We start from the raw sequence: 16,014 nt of genomic DNA on the forward strand, positions 1-16,014 counted from the left end.
AAGATACCTGTCGATTCTGTTCGACAGTTTCTCTTACAATGTAGATTCACCTTCGCCCGAAAGCGAACAAAATTGTTCGGGTAAATACGCATGATATTTCAAAATCCTTGTTTGGAGCCTTTTGAGCTACTTTTTTTCTGATTTAATCTTCGCTCAAGGAATTCTAACTATTCTTATATGACGTGAGTGAGGACACTCACGTCGGCTGATGGGGAAACCAATCCTGCAACTGCAACTGTTCAATACATCATCCCAAAAAGCCACAGTGGTATTTTTTTGCCAAAGCCATGCTCAATTTCATCAGCGGAGATTAGGTAGGTTTGAAGGTGGCTGACTTGACTCGCGTCTTTGTTTTTACCGCCAACTTCTATTACCGTGTCATTGACCAAGAAGTCCCCTGATTTTGGAAGCCTGACTTCTAGTTGGAGATTTTTGAGTTGGTTTAGAAGGAAAGTCTCCCGTATAGAGCCAATGTCGGGAGTTGATTTTAAAGCATAAGAAAGATTTGTATTCTCCAAATAAACCTTGTCTGGCTTTTGTAAAAGAGAAACTCCCTTTCCCTCTGCGATCAGAAAATTAAGCAATCTGGCTTTTTCTAGTTGGGTAAGCCATTCATACACCGAATCCCGGCTGGTTTCTACTTTTCGGGCAATCGATGATACATTGGGCTTGAAGGGAACCGAATCTGCCAAAACGCCAAGAAGCTTTTTCACTTTATAGGCTGTTCCAGCATTGTAATCAGCGATAAATGCCAAATCAGATTCCACCACGGTATTAATAATCTGTTGTAGGAAAACCGGAATAGTTTCAGGGTTTGACTCTGTGATGATTGGGAGATATCCTCTTTTGAGATATTCCTTGAATGCCGGTAGAGGTTGGAGTTTGGAGGTAATCTCAGGCGTTATTTGTGAATGAACTGTTTGGATTTCTGCCAAAGAAACTGGATGAATATTGTGTTCCTGAGTCAAGTTCAGGTATTCCCGAAATGACATTCCTGGCAATTCATAAGTGATAACCCGTCGGCTCAAGTCGGATTCACCTCTATAAATATCAAGTGCAGAAGATGACGAGAATACCACTTTCAGATCAGGATATGAATCATAAATATTCTTGAGCTCCCGAGACCAATTTGGGTATTTGTGAACCTCATCTATAAACAAAAACCGCCCACCATTTTGATAAAAAGTATTGGCAGTCTCCACTAGATTGTGAGTGTAAAACCAGTAGTGATCGGCAGAAAAGTATAAAGATTCGTTAGCTTGAGGTTTTATTCCATACTTGATTCTTTGAAGCATCAAAGTAGTCTTTCCAGAACCCCGAGGCCCTTTTATGGCAATCATTCGCTGGTTCCAGTCTATTTTATCAAAGAGGTACCTGAAGAACTTATTTTCAGCTTGATTGAGTAGGTTTTGGGAATTAGAGAATAGTATTTCCATAATTTGTCGAATACATTCTACAAATATACAAGTTTATTGTAGATTTAAAACTACAATATTACTATTAAAGTGTCGTTTTTAATCGATATTTTTAGTCCAAAGAATTTCAATAAATTTTTTGATGTCCAATTTCATTAAACAAGTCTTCGCCCGAAAGCGAACAAAATTGTTCGGGGTATTTGGACGGGATATTTCAAAATCATTGTTTAGAGCCTTTTGAGCTACTTTTTTTCTGGTTTAATCTTCGCTCAAGGAATTCTAACTATTCTTATATGACGTGAGTGAGGACACTCACGTCGGCGGATAGTTGATTCTCCTGCTTTTTCAGAATTTATAACATTTAAACTATGTGGAAAATTTACTCTAAAATCGCTTGGCGTAATCTTGTAAAAGGTAAGCGTGTGACCTTGATCAATATCTTTGGACTGACGCTGGGAATTACAGCTGCTTTTTTGCTTTTCACTGTCGTTAGCTACGAACTCAGCTATGATGATTTCCAAACCAACTCGGATAGCATCTATAGAGTGGTGACTCAGGATGAATATTCGGATGGTATGAGCTATACTCCGGGAGTTTCGCCGCCAATGCCTGAGGCATTGAAAGCTGACTTGACAGGAGTTGAGGCGGTAGTTCCTGTTGTGAATTCATCGGTATTTGTAACCCTAGATGAAGCAGTGACTGGCTCAGGGGAAAACAATTTTTTAGTCGAAGATGCTTTCTTTACCACCGCTGATTATCCTTCATTATTTGATGTGGAGGTATTGGCAGGAAACCTAAATTCACTCAATGATCCTGGGCAGGTGGTACTTTCTAAGTCCGAAGCTATGAAGCTTTTTGGCACTTGGGAGAATGCGTTTGGGAAATCACTGTTGTTGTCTAAACGAATAGAAGCTTCTGTAGCAGCAATCGTTGAGGACGTTCCTGACAACAGTAATTTCAAGTTCGAAATGTTGGCCTCTTATAAAACGATGGAGAGCAATGAGGAAATCTTTGATACCTATTTTGACGAATGGGGGAGTTTTGGAAGTAATTTTCAGGTGTATTTGAAGCTCCCTGAAGTTGAAAATCCAGAACAGATCAACCAGCAATTAATAGCTTTCGCCGAAAAGAACTATAAAGATCGAGGAACTTCAAAGAAGCGCTTTTTTCTTCAGGCAATGCCTGATATTCACTTCGACAATCGCTTTGATCCAATTAGTGGAGACATGATCAGAAAGGCTACCATTTACACCTTAGCGTTGATTGGCGTTTTCATCCTTATTATGGCCTCAATCAACTTTGTCAACCTCTCTACCGCTCAGGCAATAGGGAAAAGTAAGGAGATTGGAATCAGAAAAGTGATGGGAGGAAGTCGACTTCAGGTGATTGGGCAATCGTTCGGAGAAACATTTATGGTGGTTTTTATCTCAGCGATTATTTCAACTCTGGCAGCTACTATTTTGCTTCCTTATCTGAGCAAAGTAGCTGAAGTCCCTGATTCTATTCAATTGATTACACCTACATTTCTAATGTTCTCCTCAGCAATAGTTCTAGGAGTGACTTTGCTGTCTGGCCTTTATCCTGCGATGATCCTTTCGGGCTTTCAGCCAATTCAAGCTTTGAAAAATAAGATTCAAGTAGCACAAATCGGTGGAGTTTCATTACGAAGAAGTTTGGTTGTGATGCAATTTGTGATCGCGCAAGTTCTGATGATTGCTACAGTAATTGCAGTCAAGCAAATGACAGAGATTCAGGAAGCAGATTTGGGTTTCTCCAAAGAAGCAGTTTACTACTTTGACCTCCCATCTGATGAGTCTAGAGACAGCAAATTGGATGTACTCAAGCAGCGTCTTGAATCAAATTCTCAGATCAAAAGTGTCAGCATTTCCAGCGATGTACCTTCTTCAGATAACAATTGGAGTTCGAATTTTTGGTTTGATGACAAAAGAGAAGATGTTCAATTCATGACATCATTGAAGTATGGAGATGCGGATTATTTTGAAATTTACGGTTTGGAGTTCGCCGCTGGAACTGGCTTTTCTGAAAGTGATACGCTCAAAGAAGCTGTGATAAATGAAACGATGGCTAAGAAGCTCAACCTAGCGAATCCTGAAGATGCAATTGGAAAGCATATCACTATTGGTGGCGGTGAACCGTGGATGACGATCACCGGCGTGGTGAAGGACTTTGCTCAAAACTCACTTAGAGAGGAAATAAAGCCTTTCATCATTGCTACTGAAAGAGAGTCTTACTATGTGGTAGGAATGAAATTGGATGCCTCTGCTGGTCAGCAAACACTGGCAAGTATAGAAGAAGAATTCAAAAATATCTATCCTGATGCCATTTATTCTGCACAGTTTATGGACGAGACGATAGCTAATTTCTACCGGAGAGAAAATCAGTTGGCGCTGGTTTATAAAATCTTTGCTGTGCTTTCGATAGTTATATCTTCGATCGGATTATATGGTTTGATTTCTTTTTTGGTTGGGCAAAAGCTCAAAGAAATAGGAATCCGAAAGGTACTTGGAGCATCAATACCACAGATCACTTTCTTGCTTTCTAAAGAATTTATCTATCTGGTCTTGATAGCATTCGTTATTGCTGTACCGCTCGGGTATTATCTCACGGATCAATGGCTGCAAAACTTCTCCTATAAGACTTCTGTGCCAATCGGTTTGTACGTTCTGGTGATTACTGTTTCACTTTTAATTACAGCAGCGACAGTAGGTTATAGGTCAGTGAAAGCGGCTTTGGGCAATCCTGTGGATAGCTTGGCGGATGAATAATAGAAGAGCTGAAAGACCGAAGACCGGTGACCGAAGTAGCCATGACCATTCAGAGTTGACATTTCATTACACTAGTGAAATCCAATTGGCGAAAAAATAAAATAAAAAGGACTGAGGATTAGTTCACTCCTCAGTCCTTTAGTTTAACCCAGCACCTCAGCTGTAATCTCCAGAGATCTCAGTCGTTTCTCTGGATCGTAGATATTTGTAGACACCATCAGTTCATCTACTTCTACCTGCTTGAAAAAGCTTTCAAATTGAGGTTTTAGTGACTCTTTTGTTCCAATGAACGTACAGGCCATCATATTCTGAATGGCAGCAGCTTCTGGCTCTGACCAGACTCCTTCCATGCTTTTTACGGGCTTTTTCATCGGATATGATTTTCCCCGAATAATTCCCAAAGCAGTTTGATAAAATGAAGTCGCTAAGTAGTGTGCTTCTTCGTCTGTATCAGCTGCGATGACATTCACACAAGAAATGAAATAGGGCTTTTGAGAATGCTCAGAGGGCTGGAAGTTTTCTCTATAGTATTTCGAAGCATTGATTAGGTAGCCTGGTGCGAAGTGGCTGGCAAATGCGTAGGGTAATCCTTTTTGCGAAGCTAATACTGCACTGCTCATACTTGAGCCCAAGAGATAAATTGGGACATCCAATCCTTCGGCTGGGAAAGCGCGAACTTTCGAATCGATATTTTCCTCGGAGAAATAACGCTGCAAATCATCCAGGTCGCTTGGAAATTCCTGTACAGACTCATGTCTTCCTCTTCGGAGTGCGGTAGCTGTAGTCTGGTCGGTTCCGGGAGCTCTTCCAAGCCCCAGATCAATACGGTTTGGATAAAGCGTCGCTAGCGTTCCAAATTGCTCGGCAATAATCAGAGGACTGTGGTTGGGAAGCATAATTCCTCCGGATCCTAGACGGATTTTGGAGGTTCCGTTGGCTAAGTAGCCAATTAAAATCTGAGGGGAAGAACTGCCGACGTTTGCCATGTTATGATGCTCGGCCAGCCAAAGTCTGGTAAAGCCAAGTTCCTCTGCTTTCTGAGCCACTTGTAAACTTCTTTCGTAGGCATCTTTGGCATCGTAATCCTCACGAATGATCGCCAGGTCAAGTATAGAATAGGGGAGGTTCATTTTCAAAATAGGTGATTGCTTGTAGTTAGTAAGCAAATTGAAAATCATTCAGGAAAGTTTCTTCTCGGGGTTAATAACTTGGGTTTTTATGTGCTAGCTATCCACAAGATGAGACAGAAATTACTCATATTTAATTGGAGGACAGGTGGTTTAGGTTTTCTAACTAGTGTTATTGGCCATTTGATGTAGTAATGGCTGGTGGCCTCGTTTTTGACAGTTATAAGAATGAAACTTAGAATTATTACCTAACGCTAAAGTTTAATTTGCTTCTATTTGATGATAGAAATGGAGGTATTCCACTAAATGAAATAACTATGAATACTGTAAACAAAATCACCAGCAGCCTTATCGAATCTTGCGAACTATGCATAGATGCATGTGTCAGATGTATTGATTCCTGTAAAGGCAAGCCAGGAATGGCTGATTGCATCAAGTACTGTGAGCGATGTGTAGATTCATGTAAAGACTGCATCGCTGCAAATGAAAGTAGTTCTTTGGATCGGGCAGTAGCTATGCAACACTGTGTGGATGCATGTTATAATTGTGCGAAAGAATGCGAAAAGCATGAGCACGATGCGTGTATTAAATGCGCAGAGGCTTGCAGAGCATGCATAGCAGAATGCGAAATGATGCTCGCTTAAGAGCAAACAAAAACGGCTGATTGTAAATCCATCAGCCGTTTTTGTTTAATTGTTATAAATTTCGTTGTAGTCATCCATATTCGTTCCTTTATTGAAATGACGGATATTGTACGAGAATGAAAGCATAAAGTATCGCTGCATTACATTGTTTTGACCATCTTCGACAAAGGCATCTGAGACGTTTCTATATACACTCCTATTTTGCCCTAGTAAATCGTACACATTCAATGAAATTTCTCCTCGTTGATTTCCGAAAACTTTTTTCCCTATACTCATATTCATCAGAACTACATTGGCATCGTATCCTTCCGAAAGTCCAGAGTTTAGCTGATGATTTACATCTAATCTGTAGATGAAACCTTCCCAAATAATCCAACTTAAATTCAGCCTTGAGCGCTGATTGAAATAGTTGTTGTTCAGGTTAGCGTTTAGTGTGTTTTCCACATCATTGAACGAAACACGAGTAGAGATATTAAAGTCTATCTGATCGGAAATATTACTCGTAAGCGAGATACCTGTGCTGACTCTTGTGGAATTATTGAAACTCAATTGATTATTTACCTGACCTGGTCTTTTGGTACTGCTAAATCCTCCATTCAAATTGAAGTTGGATCTCAGAAATTCAAGCGGAATACCATAACTCACCCATGATCTAAAGTCTTTGTAACCATCTAAATTAACAGGTCTGAAAAGTTGCGAACCTTTTTCCAATAGTATTCCACCAGGCAATTCTGTCGCTTCCTCTGCTGTGAAGGTACTGTTAGAAACAGCATCTTTCACGAGGTTATACTGCGCAAAAACAAACCAGGAACGGTCATTTTCAGGATTATTACTTCGAAAACGAAGTCTCAATCTATTGGAGTAGGACTGCTCTAGATTGGGATTACCAGTCTTCAGTTGCAGCGGATTAGAATTATCTATTACATTTTGTAGATCGCCGACTGAAGGCGCATCCACATCTGTATCATAATCAAACTCAAAATTAGTGTTGTCAGATAGGTCATAGTCAATTCGAACCGTAGGCATGAAACTTTTAAACGTCCGGTCAATACTTCCTTCTGCTGGGAAAAATTGTTCGTTTTTAAGCGTGGCATTTTGGTATTGAATTTCTGCCTGGAATTTCAATTTCTCCAGTTTGTATTGATAGCCAAGTTCCACTTCATTTCGCAGGTATTTGCTTTCAAAGGAATTACTAAGGGCGGTATCCAGCGAAAGTTCAGGATTATTGATATCCTCATTTAGTATATCAAAAGTCAACTGATCTGAGTCGTTATATCTATTTCCGATTTCATACTCCAGTTCTAATTGTCCATTTTTTCCTAGAGGCTCTGTATAGGAAATACCCGTCTCCCAATCATTCCCAGACCTGTCCCGAGTGATGTTCTGGTTGATTATTTCTGTTCGCTCGTCGGGTTGGTAGTATATATTCGTAGCAGTACGGTAAGCGTCATCTTTATTGCCATGACTTCCTGTATTTGCGCTGAGCGTTAGACTTCTGCCAGGTTTGCTGAATTTGTGACTATAAAATAAGCGATGGAACATGTCATAATCTTCGTTGTCAGCAGTCCTGATGTTCTCTGTTTGGTTCAGTGGCCCCAGATCATTTACACTTTGCCCAAAGAATCCTGAGTTTTCAGTTTCGAAACTGGCAGATACTCTTGGTCTATAGAGGATTCGATTGTTTTCGTTGATATTGTATTCCAATCTCATATCAAAACGATGATCCTGACTGGTGCGTGTTTCTCTACTGTCTTCTGTGTAGATTTGATCAGATTCCGAGCCCGTCACATACTCTCTGATTAGGCTGGATTGATTGGTGTTTTTACGCTGATTGTATTGGTAGCTTCCACTTATTTTTATTTTCTCTCCCCAATTATCAGAATAATTAATGCCTAGAATATTGGTGTTGACAATTCCGTTTTGAGGACGGTTATTACTTTGAGTGTTAGCTTCACTGGAATAATCCAACACGTTAATATTGTTGCTTAGGCCAGTGAAAGTTATACGCTGGTCTTCGTTGAATGCGTTGATACTCGCCCCGGCTAAGTAGCGATCATCGGTTCCATAGCCAGCAGTTGCTTTACCAAATTGTCCCTTCCTTTTATCTGGTTTAGTAATGATATTGATGGTTTTCATACGTTCACCATCATCAAATCCACTAAGGAGAGCTTTGTCACTTTTTTGATCAAAGATCTCAATTCCCTGAATTACTTCGGCAGGCAGATTCTGGAGAGCCGTATTGACATCTCCCCCAAAGAACGGCTTGCCATCTACCAAAACCTGTGTAATGGCTTCACCTTGTGCTTGTAATGAACCATCTTGCGATATTACTCCGGGAAGTTTTTGGATTAGAGTTTGCGCACTTGCATCTCTCATCGTCTTGAAAGCATCTGCATTGTAAAGTGTCGTGTCACCTTTCTGCTCACCTTGTGCCCTTCTAGCACTAATAGTCACCTCATCCAAATCGGTAGCGGACTCCTTGAGACTTAAAACTCCCAAATCAAGATCTTGGGTCACATTGATGGATTTATACAAATCTTCGTATCCTAGGTATTGAATTTTCAAAAGGTATTCTCCACTCTTAACATCAGTAATTTCAAATTCCCCGTCGAAATCAGAAATCATTCCATTTATTTGAATAGAATCGGGCAGATTCTGAAGCAAAACGGTAGCATTTGGAATTGTAACTTCCTTCCCAGCCTCTTTTACTCTTCCCTTAATAGAATGAGTTTGGGCAGACACTTCGGTGAGAGTGACTAATAAAAATAATACTAGGTAGAGGTAAGATTTCATTGGTATAGGTTAGTTGGATGCTTTATAAAAGCTGATCTCTCATTCATAGAGAGAATATTTTGGTGGTTTGGTTTTAGTCAACCATGAGGCAAAGGAAGGAAGTATTGTTCAGGATAGGGAGGTATAATTAGCTAAGCGGTCAAATGCTCTATTGAGTAGCAAATAAGGAGTTTACTTAACTAATTTTTTGAAGAAAGTATAGTGCTATATCAAGCTGGCACCACTCTTTCAACACACTTTATTCTTCTTTGACAGTTGGTGTCATGTAAAAATGTTTATTTTTTGATCATCTATATGTTTATAAAAGCAACATTTATATCTTAGCTGATGTTAAAAGAATCAGTTATGGAAAATCAAGAAAAGATCAGTATCACCACAAAGACGTTGGCTTCAGGAAATTGCCAAGTGAAATTTTTTATAGAAGACGAGGCTAAACCGCAATACGGCTACTTGCTTGTGAATGGTCCGAAGCCTGTCGGGGAAATCATCGATGAGATCAAACAGCGCATGGAACGCAGAAGAAGTGCCGCGATGAACATGAATCCATTTTTCCCGATTCCGGCAAGTCCAGAAGATCATAACTTTTATTTGTACTCAGCATGAAAAACCTTGCTTCCAACCTCAGGTTTTTGCGCAAGCAAAAAGGCATTACTCAAAATGATCTGGCAGATCAATTGGATGTGCAGCGTACTATGATCTCAGCCTATGAAGATGGGAGATCTGAACCAAAATTATTGACGCTTGGAAAGCTGTGTGACATCTTGGAGGTGGGAATGGAAGAGCTGCTAAGTCATGATATTGAGAGTCTGGGGAGAAAGGCAATACAGAAGCGAGGAATCAATATTTTGACGATAGCATGTGACGAAGACGAAAAAGAGAATATCACGCTGGTAGGGCAGAAGGCAACAGCTGGGTATCTAAATGGATTTGCCGATACGGAATACATGGAGAGTTTACCGCAGTTTCAGATTCCTACGCTATCTAAGCAGGCAACCTACCGTGCGTTTGAATTGGCTGGAGACTCGATGCTTCCTTTGACTTCAGGCACCATAGTTATCGGTGCTTATGTTGACCAGTTGAAAGAAATTAAAAGTGGCAAGACCTATGTGCTCGTGACAGATACCGAAGGTGTAGTCTATAAGCGTGTGTTCAATTACCTGAGCGATAATGGCAAACTGTTCTTGGTTTCTGACAATGAGCAGTACAAACCCTACGAAGTGAAAGGTGAGGATGTAGTTGAAGTTTGGGAAGCCAAAGCCTTTATCAGTACTGATTTTCCAAATCCTGGTGACAAGAAAAAGCCATTAAGTTTGGAAGACCTTGGAGAAATGATCTCAGATATTCGTGCAGACTTGAGGACTTTGAAAGGTTAGTCTTTTATCAACTCAGCCGAGGCTGGAGAGTTATTCTTGTAATTCTGCCCATACCAGCTGATTCCACCATTATTTGATCCAAATTTAAACCCATAACTATTGTTGTCTCCATATATTCTAAAGACCGTAGAATAAATGTAGGTACCATCGAATTCTCCGCTTCCTTCTCCAGTTTTTTGATCAAAATAATAATAGTCAAAAGTGAAGTAATAACCATTTTGTTTGATAAAAATGTAACCCATGCGCACGCCTTCTTGCCATACCCACCATTTTCCGGAATAGTCAAAAACTGCCGCCTCATATTGAGGAGAAGCGGGTTCGTCTTCTAGCTCTAAACTATTGTAAATTTCGTTTCCAGTAGGTTTTTCTTCTCTCAGCGTATTGATTTCATCCTTACTAAGTTGATCGTCGACTTGCACATCCTCAGCCTCATAACTATTTTCTGAATTTGTAAGTCCATCTTGATACCCTTGTTGAAACTCATCACTACTGATCATTACTATCATCAGCACTACAAAAATCCCAAGTACCCACAGGTAGTTTCTTCCCCACCAACTTTTCTGTGGCTTAGGAATAGGTACCGGCCTTGGGCGAGGACTAGGTTCTGGCTCGGTTTTCTTTTTTCTAGGGATAAGTTTCGCAAGTGCTTCCACTAGCACTCCCAGATCATATTTCCACCGGGTGATTGATATTTCAAAAGTTTGTAAGTCTGCAAGTTCTTTTAGTTCATCAGGCAACTGATCCGCAGTAGGCCTAGAAGCACCCTTCAGCAACAAAGGAATCACTCGGGTATCAGGTTTCGCAAGTGCAGCACTAACTTCTCTTCTGACCCAGTCTTTTTCTTGAAAAAGTCTGGTAACTCCATTTTCGTCAGGATCACCAAACCAGTCTGGGCCTATGGCCACCAAGACGACTTTGCTTTCCTTTAGTGCTTTATCTATCGCGTCGGCGAAGCGAATTCCAGGCTCAAGATTTTCTATATCTAAGAAAACAGCATCTTCACCAAATTCTTGTTCTAGCGTTTCTCTGATTCGATGACAATCACTTTGTGTGTCTGAATGTCTGTGGCTGAGAAAAATTTTATTCTTTTCCATAAAAAAACCTGATTCTGTTTAGCTAAAGTTAAACGAATCAGGCTTTTAAATGCAATTTGCAGAATGTTTTTATTCCTCTATCAGGTTTTCAAATCCATCTTTTATTCTTCCAACAGCATCAAATGAGTTGTCAATGTTGATAACCCCTTTTCCTAACTCATGCCAATAACCATCTCCGCATTCGATGTATTCACCTCGTTTTGTACCTGCAGTTTCTTTTGCTATCTCATAGTTGTAATCTGGAGAAAAAACCAGTTTCAGTAATTGAACTGCATATTCCCAGTTGATTGTTCTGGATTCATTTTTCAGCGTGAAAACTGCCTCACGAGTGGAGAAATTCATGGTAATTGAGCAATCATTACTTCCTTCGTTGGTCACTTGACGGTAATTCACTGTCAAAGGAGCTTCCTTCTTAGAAGTCTCGTAAATAGCCTGAATCACATCCTGAGCAAGCATTTGCCAGGCTTCCTGCTCAACAGGAGCTTTTGATGGGCCAGGTTTACCGTTTTCTAATGCTGAAAGAACGATCCCGCCTTCTTCTAGATGTCTTCCGCTCCACTTAGTTTTTTCGAATTCTATTGAAACTACTTTTTTCCAGACATAATCAAGTTTGCCCTTGAAGCTGAAATCATCGTTAGCAGTAAATCCTTCGTCTAAAATTTCATCTTCGGTCAGGTCTTCTCTATCAGTATAGTGTAGTTCTAATTCTGCGATCAGCTCAGCACTACTCCAGTCTAGAGAAAGTCTATATACATGACTGTACGGCGGTGGAATTACTCCTGAATCGAATTCAATTACGATTCCGCTAGTGTGGTCGATACTCTTTTTCATGTGTTTATAATTTGATTTTTACAGGCCATTTAGCCTGTCCCGACTTGTTTCGGGTGAATCTCGCAAGATTGTCAAGTCTACCTGACTGCGATGTTCTTCGTAATGCTCGATTTCATCACTGCAAAAGTAGGTCTTTTAGATTAAAAAAGATTTAGCGTAGATCAATTTCGAACCGGGTGGTTTTACTTGCCGTAACTTTCTGATTACATTTTTCAAAAGAAGGAACTCCAAAAAGCAAGCTTGGATTGTTCGAAAAGCCGAAAGGGTCTATGGGGTAGCCGATCTTGTTTTTCCTGATTTGCCCATCTTCGTCATGGTCATGAAAAACTGTTATCGCATAGTTTCCAGCGGGTACATTAGGGATAGTTTGCTTAGCTGTTCCGTTCTTGAGTTGAAGAGTCACTATTTTCCAGGCATCATCCAAAGACTCTGGCCAGCCTTTTTCTTTGTTAAAAATGAGTAGCTGAATAACGCCTTCGTCACTGGACGTTTCAGAGATTACCAACTCAATCGTACCATATTCTTCTTGGCTTGGATTGAAATTGAAAAGAAATAAAAGGCTTAGAATTGCCAGCTTCATAAATTTTCTATGGTTTTAGGTCTGTTTATTTTCCCTGTGTTCGTTCTAGAAAACGAGGAGATGACAAAAGTGTTTTTCGGGATTTCATATTTGTTCATGACTTTCTTTAGCGCTTTTAGAAGTTGCTGACTTACTTCCTTGTTGATATTAGTTGACTCTATTGCCAAACATAATTTTTCACCTAGTCTTGCATCTTTCATTCCAAAAAAGAAAAAAGAAACAGTTGGATAGAATTGAAGAATGGTACTTTCTGCTTTAGACTCCAATAGTTCTGGATGAAGCTTGACTCCGCCTGAGTTGATGACAAAGTCAGCTCTCCCTAGCCATTTAAAAGAGTTTTGGTGGATCAGTTCGACCAAATCATTTGTCTTGACTAATTCATTATTACTCGAAGCCGATTTTACCCATAGGGCATTTCTTTCATCTACTCCAAATTCAACTCCTGGAAGAACGCGATAAATCAAATCTACTTCTTCGATTTTCGCTACAGCGATGTGAGATACGGTTTCCGTCATACCATAGCTTTGGTAAGCTTCAATGCCGTTTTTAACCAGTTCATCTTTCAAAGAAAAACCAACAGGAGCGCCGCCAATTAGTAAGTTTTTTACAGCTCTAAGCTTCTCAAGCGAAGATTTTTCTCGAAGGCATGCTTCAACTTGAAGGGGAACCATCGCAACAAAATCTGGTATAGCTACAATTCCCGAAAGAGGATTTGACTTAGGTTCAGTTAACTCAATTTGACAACCCCAGACCATAGCACGAACGAGCATCATCTTACCAGCGATATAGGCTGAATCTAGGCAGCAAAGGAGTTTGGTGCTCTGATTTGTCTGAAAGAAAGCTTGCGTCCCTTTTGCACTTGCAATCATCTGAGCTCTTGTAATCTCAATTTTCTTTGGAATTCCAGTTGACCCTGAAGTCTGCTGTACAAAGCTTTCATTCTCCGAAAACCAGTCATTACAGAATTTCAATGCACCTATCGCAAAGTCAGGTAAATCAGTAAATTCTTGGTCGAAATCCTCTTTTTTCTGATAAGTATGACTGCCGAAAGTAAGTTGAAACATGTGAGATTATAGTGGTTTTTCCGAAGGTAGTAATCCTGGCTTCAAAATTCAGGGAAGCCTGTTATCTTGCAAAAGAATTAGATTTTTACCCAAATCGAAAGATATGAACTGGATCACAGCAAAAGAATACGAAGATATTACCTATAAAAAATGCGATGGCGTGGCCAGAATCGCTTTCAATCGCCCGGAAGTGAGAAATGCATTTCGCCCGAAAACTACTGCTGAATTATATGATGCATTTTACGATGCACAGGAAGACACCTCGATTGGAGTAGTTTTACTGAGTGGAGAAGGTCCTTCAGCAAAAGACGGAGGTTGGGCATTTTGCTCTGGCGGTGATCAGAAAGCTAGAGGAAAGCAAGGCTATGTCGGTGAAGATGGTTACCATCGATTGAATATTTTGGAGGTACAGCGTTTGATTCGTTTTATGCCGAAGGTTGTGATCGCCGTAGTTCCAGGATGGGCAGTAGGTGGTGGACATTCTCTCCATGTAGTTTGTGATCTAACTTTGGCAAGTAAGGAACATGCGATCTTTAAGCAAACTGATGCTGATGTGACCAGCTTTGATGGAGGCTATGGTTCGGCATATCTGGCAAAAATGGTGGGGCAGAAGAAAGCACGTGAGATCTTCTTTTTAGGTAGAAACTATTCTGCTCAGGAAGCCTACGAAATGGGCATGGTGAATGCCGTAATTCCTCACGCTGAACTAGAGTCAACGGCTTATGAATGGGCTCAGGAGATATTAGCGAAGTCACCAACTTCCATTAAGATGCTGAAGTTTGCGATGAACCTGACTGATGACGGAATGGTTGGTCAGCAGGTTTTTGCTGGAGAAGCGACACGTTTGGCCTACGGAACAGAGGAAGCTAAGGAAGGTAGAAATGCTTTTTTGGAGAAGAGAAAGCCTGATTTTGGGAAGAATAAGTGGATACCGTAAAAAGTCTAAAGTGAAAAATCTAAAGTCTAAAGTCGGAGAATCAAGACATGAGAGCCAAGAATCGAGACCTGATTGGTTTTGATTCTTGGCTTTTTTATATCTAGTAGAATTTTAGGAAATCAATTCACTTATCAATAAGTCTTCATCTAGATCTTCCCAGTGAATTCCCTCACCATCTCCGATAAACCGCCAGTTGTTGAGTTCAGAAATAGAGGCATTTCTAAGTGAAGGAAACCATTCTAGCGGAATACTGATCTCACGACCATCTTCCATTGAGATTTTCATTTTGTCATTAGAGAATGAAAGGTTGGAGGCCTGATTAGATTTGAATTTAGTTAAAGTACTCATCCCATTTTTCATCTAATAGTTGGACATTTAGTTCGATTAATGTACGGATTTCTGAAAACCTGACTTTTCCACATGAGTATGTTTCGGCAAATGTTCATTGCTGTAGAAGAAAAATCGATATCCATTTTCTCTAAGAACAGTAGGCATAGTGTGACAAATTACTTAATAATTGAATTCGTTACATATGAAATAGAATGAAAAAGCCCTTTCTGGATAATCCTGAAAGGGCTTATGATTTTTATGAGTAGTAAAGCATCGGACATCCGACACCAAACATATTATCAAATCTCAATCTTTGCACCCAATACTTTTAGGAACTCCCTAATCCAAGCTGGATGACCTGGCCAAGCTGGAGAAGTTACCAAGTTGCCATCTACGTAAGCATCTGTGGCTGGAATATCCTGAAACTCTCCACCAGCGATAGTTACCTCAGGACCTACAGCTGGATATGCAGTCAGCTTTCTACCTTTTACAACTCCCGCCGCAGTTAAAATCTGGATACCATGACAAACAGCTGCTACTGGTTTGTTGGTGTCAAAGAAGTGCTTCACGATCTCAAGAAGTTTCTTGTTCAATCTCAAGTATTCCGGTGCGCGTCCACCTGCGATTGCCAAGCCTACATAGTCATCTACGTCAACTTGATCAAAAGAATAGCTCAGCATAAAGTTGTGGCCTGGCTTTTCAGTATAAGTTAGATCTCCTTCAAAGTCATGAATCGCCGTTTTGATGGTTTCGCCTTTTTTCTTTCCGGGACAAACAGAATGAACTTCATAGCCTACCATTTCCAGCATTTGTACTGGAACCATAGTTTCATAATCTTCAGCAAAATCCCCAGTCAGGAATAATATCTTTTTCATCGTTTTGAAATTTTGTTGGTTTGAAAAATAGGTAGAGAATCTACCTTTTAATAGTTAGCTCAATTTAAGAAAATGATATTGCATTGAGATTAATCTTTAGTTAAGTTTTGCTAATCATATCCAGGGTTTTGGGACAGGAAATGAAAGCGATTTTTTAGCTCTCGA

General features: G+C 40.1%; 15 protein-coding genes. 5 read left to right on the forward strand and 10 right to left on the reverse strand.

Translation table 11 applies throughout. From position 1 onward, the window contains the following. Window positions 1-239: 239 nt before the first annotated feature. Window positions 240-1,436, reverse strand: coding sequence for an AAA family ATPase (locus AACZ87_RS01105; protein WP_339864019.1), 1,197 nt, complete (start codon window positions 1,434-1,436; stop codon window positions 240-242). A gap of 347 nt (window positions 1,437-1,783) precedes the next feature. Here AACZ87_RS01105 and AACZ87_RS01110 point away from each other — a divergent pair, with 347 nt between their 5' ends. Then, window positions 1,784-4,201, forward strand: coding sequence for an ABC transporter permease (locus AACZ87_RS01110; RefSeq protein WP_339864020.1), 2,418 nt, complete (start codon window positions 1,784-1,786; stop codon window positions 4,199-4,201). A gap of 143 nt (window positions 4,202-4,344) precedes the next feature. Here the strand turns inward: AACZ87_RS01110 and AACZ87_RS01115 are convergent, their stop codons facing one another. Next, the gene (locus AACZ87_RS01115; protein WP_339864523.1) at window positions 4,345-5,331 is read right to left on the reverse strand and encodes an LLM class flavin-dependent oxidoreductase; all 987 of its coding nucleotides are present in this window, start codon (window positions 5,329-5,331) and stop codon (window positions 4,345-4,347) included. A 314-nt stretch (window positions 5,332-5,645) separates the two neighbouring features. On the opposite strand from AACZ87_RS01115, the gene AACZ87_RS01120 reads away from it, so the two are divergent. Beyond that, the gene (locus AACZ87_RS01120; RefSeq protein ID WP_339864022.1) at window positions 5,646-5,972 is read left to right on the forward strand and encodes a four-helix bundle copper-binding protein; all 327 of its coding nucleotides are present in this window, start codon (window positions 5,646-5,648) and stop codon (window positions 5,970-5,972) included. Between the two features lie 45 nt (window positions 5,973-6,017). On the opposite strand, the gene AACZ87_RS01125 is transcribed toward AACZ87_RS01120, so the two are convergent. Next, window positions 6,018-8,765 (reverse strand): outer membrane beta-barrel protein, encoded by a 2,748-nt coding sequence (locus AACZ87_RS01125; protein WP_339864024.1) that lies wholly within the window; start codon window positions 8,763-8,765, stop codon window positions 6,018-6,020. Window positions 8,766-9,110: 345 nt separating this feature from the next. Here AACZ87_RS01125 and AACZ87_RS01130 point away from each other — a divergent pair, with 345 nt between their 5' ends. Then, window positions 9,111-9,368, forward strand: a complete 258-nt coding sequence (locus AACZ87_RS01130; protein WP_339864026.1) for a hypothetical protein — start codon at window positions 9,111-9,113, stop codon at window positions 9,366-9,368. Continuing rightward, window positions 9,365-10,138, forward strand: coding sequence for a LexA family transcriptional regulator (locus AACZ87_RS01135; RefSeq protein WP_339864028.1), 774 nt, complete (start codon window positions 9,365-9,367; stop codon window positions 10,136-10,138). Before AACZ87_RS01130 ends, AACZ87_RS01135 begins: the two co-directional genes overlap by 4 nt. Here the strand turns inward: AACZ87_RS01135 and AACZ87_RS01140 are convergent. From AACZ87_RS01140 to AACZ87_RS01155, 4 genes are all read right to left on the reverse strand, one after another. After that, window positions 10,135-11,232 carry a toll/interleukin-1 receptor domain-containing protein gene (locus tag AACZ87_RS01140; protein WP_339864030.1) on the reverse strand — a complete coding sequence of 366 codons (1,098 nt, stop codon included), beginning with the start codon at window positions 11,230-11,232 and terminating at the stop codon, window positions 10,135-10,137. The genes AACZ87_RS01135 and AACZ87_RS01140 overlap by 4 nt on opposite strands. Window positions 11,233-11,301: 69 nt before the next feature. Continuing rightward, a complete protein-coding gene (locus AACZ87_RS01145) occupies window positions 11,302-12,063 on the reverse strand; it encodes a hypothetical protein (RefSeq protein ID WP_339864032.1) in 762 nt (253 codons plus the stop codon). A 151-nt stretch (window positions 12,064-12,214) separates the two neighbouring features. Further along, window positions 12,215-12,643, reverse strand: coding sequence for a DUF2141 domain-containing protein (locus AACZ87_RS01150; RefSeq protein WP_339864034.1), 429 nt, complete (start codon window positions 12,641-12,643; stop codon window positions 12,215-12,217). Next, the gene (locus AACZ87_RS01155) at window positions 12,640-13,707 is read right to left on the reverse strand and encodes an AMP-binding protein (protein WP_339864036.1); all 1,068 of its coding nucleotides are present in this window, start codon (window positions 13,705-13,707) and stop codon (window positions 12,640-12,642) included. The genes AACZ87_RS01150 and AACZ87_RS01155 overlap by 4 nt, the downstream gene beginning before the upstream one ends. Window positions 13,708-13,810: 103 nt before the next feature. Here AACZ87_RS01155 and AACZ87_RS01160 point away from each other — a divergent pair, with 103 nt between their 5' ends. Then, window positions 13,811-14,644, forward strand: a complete 834-nt coding sequence (locus AACZ87_RS01160; RefSeq protein ID WP_339864038.1) for a 1,4-dihydroxy-2-naphthoyl-CoA synthase — start codon at window positions 13,811-13,813, stop codon at window positions 14,642-14,644. A 111-nt stretch (window positions 14,645-14,755) separates the two neighbouring features. On the opposite strand, the gene AACZ87_RS01165 is transcribed toward AACZ87_RS01160, so the two are convergent. The 3 genes from AACZ87_RS01165 to AACZ87_RS01175 all read right to left on the reverse strand — a co-directional run bounded on the left by AACZ87_RS01165 (window position 14,756) and on the right by AACZ87_RS01175 (window position 15,849). Continuing rightward, window positions 14,756-14,992, reverse strand: a complete 237-nt coding sequence (locus tag AACZ87_RS01165; RefSeq protein ID WP_339864040.1) for a DUF2442 domain-containing protein — start codon at window positions 14,990-14,992, stop codon at window positions 14,756-14,758. A gap of 36 nt (window positions 14,993-15,028) precedes the next feature. Further along, entirely contained in the window at window positions 15,029-15,139 is a 111-nt protein-coding gene (locus tag AACZ87_RS01170) for a DUF4160 domain-containing protein (RefSeq protein ID WP_339864042.1), read from the reverse strand. 134 nt (window positions 15,140-15,273) lie between these two features. Then, window positions 15,274-15,849, reverse strand: coding sequence for a DJ-1/PfpI family protein (locus AACZ87_RS01175; protein WP_283411403.1), 576 nt, complete (start codon window positions 15,847-15,849; stop codon window positions 15,274-15,276). Between the last annotated feature and the right edge of the window lie 165 nt (window positions 15,850-16,014).

Source organism: uncultured Algoriphagus sp., assembly GCF_963974365.1.
Taxonomy (GTDB): domain Bacteria; phylum Bacteroidota; class Bacteroidia; order Cytophagales; family Cyclobacteriaceae; genus Algoriphagus.